The 12115-nt window shown below is 39.6% G+C and carries 11 protein-coding genes and 1 riboswitch; of the genes, 2 read left to right on the forward strand and 9 right to left on the reverse strand.

What is annotated here, in order from left to right; genetic code table 11:
* Positions 1 to 7 precede the first annotated feature (7 nt).
* From AB4Z50_RS25040 to AB4Z50_RS25075, 8 genes are all read right to left on the reverse strand, one after another.
* Positions 8 to 544, reverse strand: a complete 537-nt coding sequence (locus tag AB4Z50_RS25040; protein WP_441883239.1) for a flavodoxin family protein — start codon at positions 542 to 544, stop codon at positions 8 to 10.
* Positions 545 to 581: 37 nt separating this feature from the next.
* Entirely contained in the window at positions 582 to 1391 is an 810-nt protein-coding gene (locus AB4Z50_RS25045; RefSeq protein ID WP_441883241.1) for a transporter substrate-binding domain-containing protein, read from the reverse strand.
* Between the two features lie 229 nt (positions 1392 to 1620).
* Positions 1621 to 2559, reverse strand: coding sequence for a UDP-N-acetylmuramate dehydrogenase (gene murB, locus AB4Z50_RS25050; RefSeq protein WP_441883243.1), 939 nt, complete (start codon positions 2557 to 2559; stop codon positions 1621 to 1623).
* Positions 2560 to 2837: 278 nt separating this feature from the next.
* Positions 2838 to 3953, reverse strand: coding sequence for a DUF4179 domain-containing protein (locus AB4Z50_RS25055; protein ID WP_441883309.1), 1116 nt, complete (start codon positions 3951 to 3953; stop codon positions 2838 to 2840).
* On the reverse strand, positions 3953 to 4516 hold the full coding sequence (locus AB4Z50_RS25060; RefSeq protein ID WP_441883245.1) for a sigma-70 family RNA polymerase sigma factor: 564 nt from the start codon (positions 4514 to 4516) through the stop codon (positions 3953 to 3955). Before AB4Z50_RS25060 ends, AB4Z50_RS25055 begins: the two co-directional genes overlap by 1 nt.
* A gap of 160 nt (positions 4517 to 4676) precedes the next feature.
* Entirely contained in the window at positions 4677 to 7523 is a 2847-nt protein-coding gene (locus AB4Z50_RS25065; protein ID WP_441883247.1) for a hypothetical protein, read from the reverse strand.
* Entirely contained in the window at positions 7513 to 8091 is a 579-nt protein-coding gene (locus AB4Z50_RS25070) for an ABC-three component system middle component 1 (protein WP_441883249.1), read from the reverse strand. Before AB4Z50_RS25070 ends, AB4Z50_RS25065 begins: the two co-directional genes overlap by 11 nt.
* 2 nt (positions 8092 to 8093) lie before the next feature.
* Positions 8094 to 9731, reverse strand: coding sequence for an ABC-three component system protein (locus AB4Z50_RS25075; protein ID WP_441883251.1), 1638 nt, complete (start codon positions 9729 to 9731; stop codon positions 8094 to 8096).
* A 166-nt stretch (positions 9732 to 9897) separates the two neighbouring features.
* A riboswitch (guanidine-I (ykkC/yxkD leader) is annotated at positions 9898 to 9995 on the forward strand.
* 72 nt (positions 9996 to 10067) lie between these two features.
* Here AB4Z50_RS25075 and AB4Z50_RS25080 point away from each other — a divergent pair.
* Both AB4Z50_RS25080 and AB4Z50_RS25085 read left to right on the forward strand, forming a co-directional pair.
* The gene (locus AB4Z50_RS25080; protein ID WP_441883253.1) at positions 10068 to 10409 is read left to right on the forward strand and encodes a DMT family transporter; all 342 of its coding nucleotides are present in this window, start codon (positions 10068 to 10070) and stop codon (positions 10407 to 10409) included.
* Positions 10409 to 10723: a DMT family transporter gene (locus AB4Z50_RS25085; RefSeq protein ID WP_076265992.1), complete on the forward strand. Its 315-nt coding sequence runs from the start codon at positions 10409 to 10411 to the stop codon at positions 10721 to 10723. Before AB4Z50_RS25080 ends, AB4Z50_RS25085 begins: the two co-directional genes overlap by 1 nt.
* Positions 10724 to 10832: 109 nt before the next feature.
* On the opposite strand, the gene AB4Z50_RS25090 is transcribed toward AB4Z50_RS25085, so the two are convergent.
* Positions 10833 to 12101: an ATP-grasp domain-containing protein gene (locus tag AB4Z50_RS25090; protein WP_441883255.1), complete on the reverse strand. Its 1269-nt coding sequence runs from the start codon at positions 12099 to 12101 to the stop codon at positions 10833 to 10835.
* Positions 12102 to 12115 lie beyond the last annotated feature (14 nt).

Genomic DNA, 12115 nt, shown 5'->3' on the forward strand with positions numbered 1-12115 from the left:
ATTTTGATTAAGTATGCCATTTTTTCCGGATTTCCTCCACAGTGGCCAAAGCAATGGTATCTTGCAAAATATCGCCTGGTTTGTTGCCTCTCCCAAGGATGTAACCTGCAAAATTTGTGCCCGTATAGTCGAAAATATATTGAAATTGCTGAACAAGCGGAATTCCTTTCAGATGGGGCTCGTCATCGCCTATACCGATGATCCAAGCTGTTTTTGACGCAAAACTAGATAGAAACTCGGTCTTATTCTCTCTTAATGATTGGGACCATCTATCAATGAACGTCTTCGTAAGTCCTGATGCGCCATACCAGTAGATTGGCGTCGCAAACACCAATACATCTTGTGCCTTTACGCGTTCGATCAGATGATGGTAATCATCATTTGGGTAAGGCTCTTTCTCAGAATGCCGGTAATCGACAATAGGCTCGATGTTGTAGTCAGATAAGTGAATTTTATCTGCTTCAAATCCTTCAACTAATAAATTTGCTAGTTGATCCGAGTTTCCATTTTTGCGGGAGCTTCCATAAATCACTGCAATTCCCATTGTGAATAATCACCTCCACATTTAAAGTGTTAAGCTTTTATTTTGAAAAGTCCTGACCAAGCCAATCCGTACTAAGCTTTGCGAGGGTTCCATCCGCTTTCATTTCTTTTATCGTTTGATCCACAGCGTCGGCAAGTTTCTTTGACTCGGGGTCGTCTTTACGGAGTACATACTGGATATGCCCCTCATTAAGCGCATCTCCTACTGCTTTGAGCTTGCCTTGCGGATCTTTGATCGGAAGAAGGAAGTCTGCGCTTATTGTTGCGTCAACCCGTCCATTAGTGATTTGAAGAACTTCATCGTTAGCATCGTTTTGCTGGTACACGATTTTTATTGCGCCATCATGCTCCTTATTGTAATTTTCAAGGATTTGAGCTTGAGCGCTGGTCGGGCCAATCAGCACTTTTTTTCCTTTCAAATCATCTAAGGACTTGATCGATTCATTGTTTGCTGCTGCAATAATAATTTTGTTCCGCCAATAAGCGTAAGGTTCTTCGTTAAAATAAAACTTTTGTTCACGCTCAGGATTTTTCTCAAATAGATGAGCGGCTATATCGATCTTTTTCGTTTCTAGACTTAATAGAATGTTGGAAAATTCCATCGTTTGAAACTCAAATTCATACTCTTTCAGACGTTTGTCTATCTCTCTGATAACTTCAACGTCGTAGCCTGTTAACTTTCCGTTATCATCGAGAAAAGCGACTTGCTCGAAATCATTACCAGTGCCGACAATAACTTTTTTAACCCCCGCGGCTGATTCTCCTTTATTGCTGCTGCCATTATTGGCGCATGCTGTAATAACAAATAAGAAAACAAGGGCAAACGTAAATGCATTAAACTTTTTCAAAATCGTTTCCTCCAATTTGGTTGTGTATTAAACTCATAATCCCTACGGGTTAAGTGAGGATTAAAGGCTGAGATAACTGTAGCATTCACACCCACTTGAGGTCAATTGATTACATAATAGATATATTTTATATAAGAAACCAAAAATGCTATATAAATATAAATATTGTAAAAAATCAAAGACCCTCGCCAATTGAATGGGAAGGGTCTTTGAACTTTAATCGTTTGTTTTAGTTTTGATTGTCTTCCCCAATGACAATGACTTCCGTTTCTAAATCTATGCCAAAGTTTTGTTTTACCGTCGTCTTAATAACTTCGATTAAATCAATGTAATCCTGAGATGTAGCATGATCCACATTTACAATGAAACCTGCATGTTTTGTGGATACCTCTGCTCCTCCGATTCGTTTCCCTTGCAAACCGCTGTCTTGTATCAGTTTTCCAGCAAAATATCCAGGCGGGCGTTTGAATACACTGCCGCATGAAGGATATTCCAATGGCTGTTTACTTTCTCGCGCAAAAGTGAACTCATCCATTTTTTCTTTAATATCGGCATATTCAGCTTGTTTAAGATTAAATACAGCTTCGAGCACGACATATTTATTTGCAGAAATATTACTTTTCCGATAACTTAATGACAGATCCTCACTTGATAATGTGAGAAGCTCGCCTGCTTCGTTCATTACTAAAGCTTTGACTAATACATCCGAAATTTGTCCGCCATAGGCTCCTGCATTCATATACAAAGCACCACCGACCGTACCTGGGATGCCGCATGCAAACTCAAGTCCAGACAGATGCTGTTCTAATGCTTGCCTAGATACATCTATAATCGAAGCTCCAGCCTGCGCAATAATTGTACTATTTTCGGTTCGAACTTCATTCAAGTTTTTTAAATGCATCGTAATCCCGCGAAGGCCGCCATCCTTCACGATAAGATTGGAGCCATGTCCCAAGAGGGTAACTGGAACATTTTCTTCTTTCGCAATTTTATATACAGTGCTTATTTCATCATATTTATTTGGAGTAATGAATACATCTGCATTCCCCCCTAATTTTGTATATGCGTGATTTTTAACGGGTTCAGCAAGCTTAATATTCAAGTCGGGCAGTTTATTTAATATACGTTTATAAAGGTTCAATTCATTATTCATAAAAGTTGTTCCCATTCGTTCATTATCATTCGTTTCACCTTTTCTTGTTGTTGTTAAAGCTTTGAAATTTCAACTTTAAATTATAGCACATTTTTCCGATTAATATTACCCTTTAATCAAAAGTTGTTATTTATAAATGTAATCAATCCTATTTCCCACATATCATTAAATTATCGTTTCTCCTTATTAAATATGCAACAAAAAAAGAGCAGGATACGATCCTGCTCGCTTTTTTATGGCTTAATCTGAAGCAACCATAGCATGTCCTCTCATAAGCCTTAATGTCTTATCATTTATTTCTTTATTTCAATGACAATATCATCCAATTTAATTTGTTCTCTACCTCTTCCTGATTTTTTAGGCAATACAATTTCTTTTGAACCTTCGTCTCTCGTTATTTCTAATGATCCATGATTTTCGGCAGTGTGTTCATACAAGTTTATCTGAGGTGTCAGTATAAGCTTGGTAGCATTGGGGTCTAATTTTTCAAAAGTTTTACTCCAGTTCATGTTATAGCCGCCTCGCTCACCTGCTCCTCCATTGCCTTTACCTACATAATGATTGCCTAAGTCATCCTTCATTTCGATATCCACATCTACAGCATCCCATTCATTTCTTGTCTCATCCGAAATCACTTGATTGTAATAAACGATAAAGCTCATGGGGGTAAAAGTTATGTTGTCTATGTTCACTTTTACTCCCTCGTGTTCAACACTTTGATTTATGATCTGTGTTTGATTCGATGTTGCGTCTAAAGAAAGAGCAAAGCTCCATTTACCTTGTATTTTCTCTTCGTTATTTGGATTTGTTATATTTTCAATAGTCCAGTTTATATTTACGTGATCCAATTCCGTTTGATTACGAAAATCGATATTGCTTTGAACTAAACCTACATAACTATTTTCATCGACTTTTGTAATTTGAGAGCTTTGACTCCCGCCGAGTGCACCTTTTGCATATAATAAACCATGTAACTTTGGTTCGTCACCCAAGTCTTGATTACTTTCTAATGCATAGGTTAAGGTAACCGATTTCCCATCAAAAATCGCATCTTCAATCGTCAATTTTATGCCTTTGCTCTCCTTTGACATGTTAATTTCGCTGGAATATGTCTTATAGTCATCATGAAATCCGATCCTTCCGGTATCCAATAACCTGAATATATTTCTTATAACGGGGATTTCGCTAGCATAAGCAGGGAACGTAACGCCAAAGGTAGCAGCCGTTATACCGATTAGTATGACTGCAGCAGCAGCATTCTTTTTCCAACGCTTTGTTTTTTTATTTTGAGATAATGATTGCATTAATACTTTCTTGACCTTGGTCTTTTCAAATTCAGTTACTTCCATTTCCACATACTGCTTGTCGTCTAGATCTATATCGTTTAATAATTCATAAATATCCTTCATCATACACTACCTTTCCAATTCAGCTGCATCGCTTTGGTGTAAAGTGTCTTTTTCCCTCTATAAATGCGATTATCGATGGACGCTTTCGTTAAATCGAGTTTCGCTGAAATATCCTCTGTCTTTAATCCAAGAAAAAATTTCATTATAAAAATATCCCGATCCACAGGCTCTAATAAATGGATTAATTGAATTAATTCCGTTTTATCCTCAAGCATAATCAACTCTTCTTCTGCCGATTTTTCGGAGCTCAATTCCATTTCATTAGTGGTGAATTCTACTCTTTTACTATTTTTTCTGTAATAATCAATAGACTTAAACTTGGCTATAGCACAAATCCATTTTCTGAAATCAGTCGAATCGCCATGAAATTTATTCGAATTGTTCCAAATGGATAATAAAATATCGTTCATACATTCTTCAATAACTCCCTCGTTCTCAAGCGGGGACAGCACTTTATAAGTTACCCCTTTAATTAAAGGCAAATAGGTATCAACGATATATTCTAAAGCATCTTCTTTCTGGCGCTTTAATCGTTGGATGAAATTTTTATCATTAGACTTCATTAGCGATTCTCCTTATTTTTTTGTAAAAGCTTTTACACTATATACAACGAAATTGAAAATTTTTATTCTCAGGTTTAGATTAATTATATTTTTAGGCCGTTTATAATAAAAAAGTCGATTCCTTAATCGTACAGGAAATCGACTTTTTATGATTGATTTTTTATGAGTCTGCTTTTGAAAATATGGCAATCGGTTTCTTATCTGTAGCTTCTACTACTCGCTGCTCAAATGTTGGGCCTGCTTCTGAATAGGAATCGTATTCAATAATGCCTACTTTCAGCATTCTGAACTTCTTTCTCATAACCTGATAGAATGTCGAATCATGTGTTGAAATAATAAATTGTTTATGATTTTGCAATTTTGAATCAGCTAAATTACGTATGAGATCAATTAATGCAGCTACATTCAAGTCATCCATGCTTTGTACAGGATCATCCATTGCGACAAAGGACAGTGGGGACCAAGATTGCGTAAGCGCCATGGCCAAAAAGAATGAAATCGCAGTGGCATTCACCTGGGCTGCGCTAAATATGTACGAGGGATTTGCTTCTTGGTGGCCAAGGGCCGTATCTTCTCTCGTCATCACTTTTAGAAATAAGCGATTGCTGTTGAATTTTTTCCCTGTATCATAATCGATCTCGGTGAATACGGGATGGGAGTTGATTCTGACAAAGATGGAACGCATAGTATCGAACATTTGATCCATGACTCGTTCATTCAAGCCACGAATAGCGTCTGGGACGGCCTGCTCGGCATCCTTTAGAGCGGCAACCAGGTCTTCGATGCTTCGAAGACCTTCTTCCACTCGTTCTATGACCTTATGCTTGGCAGTTTTTTGTTGCTGTAATTGTTCGAGCAATGCGAGATCTGTGTTTGCTCGGAAAGCATCTAATAATTGTGTTGCTGCTCCGTGCTTACGAGTATTTTCGAGCAATGACTCTTCAATCAAACTAGCCTTTACGTCTAACTGATCCGCAACTGCGCTCCAATCCGTTGTTTGAGCACTGACACCAACAATTCCTTCTGCCGTTAGTTTACCTAGCCAAACAACGACATCATCTTGTAAATGCTTAAGTTCTCTCTCTTTGCTCTCCCTTGGCAGGGATGAAAACGATGTTGCAATCGTAATAAGCTGCTTGCGTAAATGATCTACTTGTTTATTACCTTCATCCAGCTTAGTCAGTAACAGCTCTTTCAGAGCTTGCGTATGAATAGGGATATCCAACTCATCAGCCAATGCTTTGAAATCATTGTAGCTCTTGTCCATTAACTGCATTTTTTTACGCAAATCGTAGTGCTTTGCTTGTAAATCTGCCACTTGATCGAGCAATTGGGTATGCAGATCACTCCATTCCTGCATGGTGGCATGAAGATTGATTAGACTTTCTTTAACATTCGCTTTTGCTTCAAACAGCTGGTCATGATAGATTTGTCGTTGTAATCCAAGCTCGAGGCTCTTCTTTTCTGCGCTAGCTAAATCGGGATGAATGGCATCCATCTGGGCGCTGACATAGTTTTGCAGGCGTAAAGAATCAACATCTTCTATTCCACAGGCAGGGCAGCATTCTAACTCTGGCTGTTCAATAGCAACCTGTAGAACATGCTTTAGAAAAGCTTTATGTTTCTTTTCATGAAGCACAAGCTGCTGTACAAATTCCAACTGCTGTTTGTGTAAACGATCAGCCTCCAAAAAGGCGTTTTCCAAATCTGTTTGTTCACGAAACCGCAGCTCTAACTCTCGTAATGAATGATAGAGTGCGAGTCGAGGAGACTCCTCTAAGCGTGGATAAGCCATGGCAAAGCCACCGCTCATCCCATCAAATTTTTTACGGTTGTTTGCCTGAAGCAATAATTTTTTTACGTCATTTAACGCTTCAAATAAGTGATCGGCTCTATGCTGAATTGCCATTGTTTGCTGCTGTAAATCCTCATTCAGCTGTTCGTTTTGGAGCTTGATCAGTTCGTTTTGCAAAAAACTATCTGCTTCTTCATTGAGCCTTAGCAATTTTTGAATTGTATTTAAGTGTTCATCTAGCGTTTGAGTAAGGCGACTTTCTCGTTCCCATTGCATTAGAAGCGGAAGCTTTTCCTGTAATGAGGTCATGGCATCTTTTGCTAGATCGAGCCGTCTAATTGTATCATTTTCCAAAAGATTTCGTTCCTGAACGAGAGCTTCTATTTGCTCCTCGGCTTCTTTGATCAACAAAATAACCAGATCTTCATCTTCTGAAACAGCTGTTTTTTGGAAGACAGCTTCATAGTTATGAAGTGCTGTTGACCATTGATTATTTCGTGATGCAGGCGAGATTTCTGAGATTTCCAGCTTAATGCCTTGAATGCGGTGCTCCAGCGTTTCTTCCTCTGCAATCAGCTGCCCACGCTTTTGGCTAAATGCTAGTTTTCTTTCTTCCAGCTCCACTCTTGCTTTATGTACGAGTTCTCCATAGCTCGCAAATTGCTCTGTGCCGAAAATTCGGGAAACCGAATTGTAGCGATCCTTCTCCTTCATGCCTCTTAGGATGCCATTCATCCGTTCTTGACAAAGAAGATGAGTTAGAAACAAGCTTTTGTTTAAATCTACTTTATCGAGCCATTCCGCGTGGACGAGCTTCTCCTTTAACACGGCTTCTGCCTCCTTGGCAGGCACCTTCTCACCATTAATCTCAACTTCAAGCAAATGGACTCCGCTATCTGTCCTTACATTCGTATTGGCGATTCCCGTACGTGTTACTGTGATTTGCAAGTCTGAATTTCCTAGCTCAATGATTACTTTTGGAGCTCTATCCCCGGCAAAATGATTCCCGATGTATCGATATAATTTTCGTTCGGGGTCTTGCTCATAACGATAAATGCTACCGGTTAATCCCCATTCGATCGCGTCAAAAAAAGAGGTTTTTCCGTAACCATTTGGGCCATGTAAAATGACAATGCTTGTATTGGGAAATTCAAATCTTCGCTTCTCATTAAACCCGCGGAATGCTTCTATTGTGATTGCATTAATCCTCATGGCTGAGCACCTCAGCTAACACTGGAATATTTAAAGATGATAATAGCTTGTCCACAGACTGCTCATCAGCTTGAAACAAAGCTTTATTTAACTGGTCTTTCGTCAATTGTTGAACACAGGATTGCCATTGCTGGAGAAAATGCCGATCATGAAACCAAAGGCGCTCGAGTTGGTGCTCGGGCAGCTTAGTTTGAAAGTCTAAAGGCAGTTTTTCAGCTAAACGATTTAAATCAGAGCTCGTGATGATAATCTTGCGAAAGAAAAAGCGGTTTGACTCGATGCGCTTTTTCAAAGCATTGCTTATCTCTTGCGCGTCTACAAAGAGGACTAAATACATGTCCCAACGCAAATCATCTAGTTCGCTGGGAAGCTGATTCTGTACCCGGTAAGCAAATTGATAAGCTGCTCGCTCCCAGTTGTTCTCGAGTGATGATGGAGAATCATAGGAAACGACAGCAAAAATTTGCTTCGCAGAAAAGTAAAGGGCATCTATATGCCTAATGGATACATTTGTTAGCTTCTCAAGATCAGATTGTTGGTCAAAAAAGTCAAAAATCTGTTGCACCATTTTCAAATCACACTCCTTAGTCGCGTGCAAATTTCTTCATAACTCACTTCATGTCTAACTTGACGCAAGCAAGAGGAACAACTGATACTGACCGTTCCGGATAAGCGATTAGATTCTAAACCTTCGAAGATGGTTAACTTCGTGTCTTGAGCAAATTGTAGTAATATTTTGGAAAAGTCAGCTTTACGGCCATTGTTGCAATGCTCGCATAGGTTTTCTGGGTTGCCTTTTGCGAGTGATTCCGAATTAATATTTTCGAGTAGCAAGCGATATGGGAATAAATCCGAATGGTCTCTGGACTTCATATAAGATTGAAAAGAATTGGTGTAAAGTTTAGTCATAAATCCGATGACGACCTCAGGCATCGTTTCTTTAGCCTGTGAGTAGAGCATACGCACCCAGCGATCGGAATCCAGCTGAAGATTGGACAAATGAACCCATTCCTCAGGATCGATAAAGTTCCAATCGGGATATACCAAATTCACGAGAGCCAGCAGCTCCCACAGCTCGCGCAGGCCGGGTTCTCCTTCAGGAAGACGAATGTTTGCAAATTGGTACAGCTTTAGAAACAGCTGTAATCTGCTTTCTTCCATCTCCTTCAGCTTTCGAAGAACATCATTCATAGAAGCAATAAGCTTTGTTCTTATTTCGTCATCATTTTTGAAACGTCGTATGAAGATGGTATCCAAAGCTTGTCGGTGAATCTCAAATTGATCGTTTAATCGAGCCTGCATCTTCGATACATTAACTGATCCTGCTGGCTTGTCCGACAGGTCTGAGGAAGTTGTAATCTCTGGGCGGTTATCTTGTACACCTAATGGTGAAGGTTCAAACGGGCCAAGTACGTCTAGTAAAAGTCCTTTTAGAATATCGTAGTTCGTTGAGAGATGTCCTTGCAGCAGATCTAGAATGGTGCCATGATCACCGGGCAGAGATCGGGCAGAATCATAGCTCTTTGATTGTCCCATATTGGGAACAGCACTGCCCTTCTCGACTACAGTGTCCTTGTCTCCAAAGCAGTAAATGGAAGTGAAAAAGCTCCTAAGTTCTTCTTGTGCATCAGAAAAGCTGCGGTTCATTTCATCCAAAAAATCGTTATTTGAACGCAGCTGTGCGATTTGCTTATGAATCTGAAAGCGCTTTATTAAATGGTGAAACTCAGCGAATTTAGAGCCGTTATAAGGTGTTGCATAGCTAATAAAGCCACCGATCCGTTCTAATCCTTTTTTGCGGAGCAAATATTCATTGAGTAGGAATCGTTTACCGATTAATCCTCCCATACTGTGGCCAACGATAACGATTTTCTTATATTTTCTATAGGTATACCCATCTAAAATAGTCTTTAATTGTATAGCAAGCTGGTCTATGGACAGAGGACTTTTTTTACTGACACTAATTTTTTGACCTAAAACGTCAAACTCTCCTTCGATTCCAAAAATGCTGCTGATGAGCTTAGAGGTGTCATATGTAACGATACCAATATCCGTATCTGTGATGTCCGGATCTGATGCGATGAGCTCCGCCCAGTCTCTGCCTGGCTTTACCCACGTTTCAGGAGCGCCCAAACCATGAATCAGCAAGACAAGCATCTTGCCATTGCTTCCCGGTGTTCTCGGTTTCAGTTCGATCTTCATCGACATGTTCAGCTTCCCCTTTCTCCTAATGCTTTCCTATTATTTTATATCAAGCATATATGGTTTCCAAGGGTTGTACTACATGTTCTGGAAGATCTTTTTTTGTTATTTTCCATTTTATGAGTATTGTAATTGATTTGGATATGTGTATAATACAAGGTAATTGAATAAACGAAATGTTTTCTAGGGTTCCGCAGCATAACTGTTGGTCTGGTCCGAGAGAAAACTCACAGCGATGCTGTGTCACGGAAGGATAAAAGCCTGGGAGAAACTGTTAAACAGTTTACTCTTGGGCTTTTTTTTTATGTTTTTTGGCAACAATAAAATTGGAGGTGTATTTTGGTGAATTCGAATTGGATTAAAGTATTTATTGCCGCTTTTTTCGAGGTTTTTTGGGTGATTGGCTTAAAACACGCGGATGACTTCTGGACGTGGACAGGAACTGTTATTTCTATTATTATCAGCTTCTATTTAATGATCGCTGCAGGCAAAAAATTGCCCGTCGGAACGGTATATGCTGTTTTTGTAGGAATGGGTACGGCAGGAACTGTTTTTTCCGAAATCATATTTTTTGGAGAACCATTTAAATGGACCAAAATGTTGTTGATTTTACTTTTATTAGCGGGAGTCATGGGCTTGAAATTAGTTACGAAGGATAAAGATCAGAAAGGAGCTGTATCCTAATGGCTTGGATTTCTCTCATATTTGCAGGATTGTTTGAAATGTTTGGTGTTGCGATGATAAATAAATTGCATAAGGATCGCAATTGGCAATCCGTTGTATTATTAACGATCGGATTTTTAGCAAGCTTCTTATTTCTTGCTTATTCCATGAAAACACTGCCTATGGGAACAACGTACGCCATTTGGACGGGGATTGGAGCGTCAGGCGGAGCTATATTGGGAATGCTTTTATATGGTGAATCAAAAGACTGGAAAAGGGTTGTTTTTATAGCGATGGTATTAGGGTCAGCCGTAGGGTTGAAGCTTGTCTCTTAAAGGCTTTCATTTGATATGATTATTCGTGGAATTATTACTACATTCTATTTATGGAAGGAACAGGCTCGTTAAGAGCCTGTTCCCTGCTTATTCAAACTCAAATCTTGTCTTACGAATACCCCGCTGCACTCTCTGTTTCATGCTGGTGATACACGACCGTTAACGTTTCTTTCAGAGCAAGGGCTAGTTCTTTCGCTTCTTGAGGGTTGTTGCCAACTGTAATGAAATAACCCAATCGATCATCCGAGCTTTTTGCTTCTGTGACCAAATCACCTTGAGCTGCCGTTAGCTGTGCTCGGATAACATTTGTATGTTGTTCTAAATCGGCAAAGCCTTCAATTCCATCGAAAATACCCTCTCGATCGGCGGTCACATAAGCAATTGAAGCTGCGCGGTTAAACCTTTTCTGAATATTGATCGGGTTGTTTAAATAATAGTTAACGGTCGCTTCAAATATATCGACACCGAACGCTTGCACTAATAAATCAGAAGAAATATTGTCACCTCCTGGCCTTCCGTTCACCTCGATAATTCGTGGACCCGTACTTGTAAGCTTCACTTCTACGTGACTTGGTCCATTCACTATCCCAATAGCTCTCAAAGCATCTACAGCCGTACGAACGATGTGATCCTCATGCTCTACATGCACAGACGTAGGTAACGTATGAAGAATTTCAACAAAATAAGGAAGCGGTGAGGTTAATTTTTCAGTAACGGCCGAGAAAATGGGCTCTCCATCTTTTACGAATAATTCGACACTAAATTCTGGACCATCCAAGTACTCCTCAATTAAAAACTCATCGCGGACTTTAAAGTCCATATAAGTTACTTTAAACGCTGAGATCGCATCTATCGCATGCTTCAGTTCAATTTCATCGTTGATGAAATAAACATTTTGACTGCTTGCGCAATTCGTCGGTTTTAATACAATAGGAAATCCGATCTCTTCCGCAGCTGCTAATGCATCTTCGTAAGTTCTCACTTTTTTGAATTTTGCACTTGGTACTTGATGTTCAGCATAAGCTTCTCTAGCCAAATCTTTGTTTCGCGACTTTAATGCTGCTTCGTATGGTACTCCTCTAAGTCCAATCCGCTCCGCTACCTTCGCAGTTACGTGAGAGGCGTAATCCGTAGCAGGAATTAACGCATCCAGTTGATTCGCATAAGGTGAGTTAACAATCGCTTGGTAGAGGGACTCTTCATCTCGAATATCTGCAACAATTAGATCATGGTAGATGCCTTCATATCCATACTTTTGCGGATTTTCCGTGGAAGAAACGATGGAAATGACTTTATGTCCTTGTTCAAAAGCGACTCTCGCAAAACTAACGCCGTAGAAACTTGGTTCAACAAAAGCAACCGTTTTAATTGCTGTCATCTTTTTATCCTCCT

It is taken from the genome of Paenibacillus sp. 2TAB26 (assembly GCF_052115145.1).
Taxonomy (GTDB): Bacteria; Bacillota; Bacilli; order Paenibacillales; family Paenibacillaceae; genus Pristimantibacillus.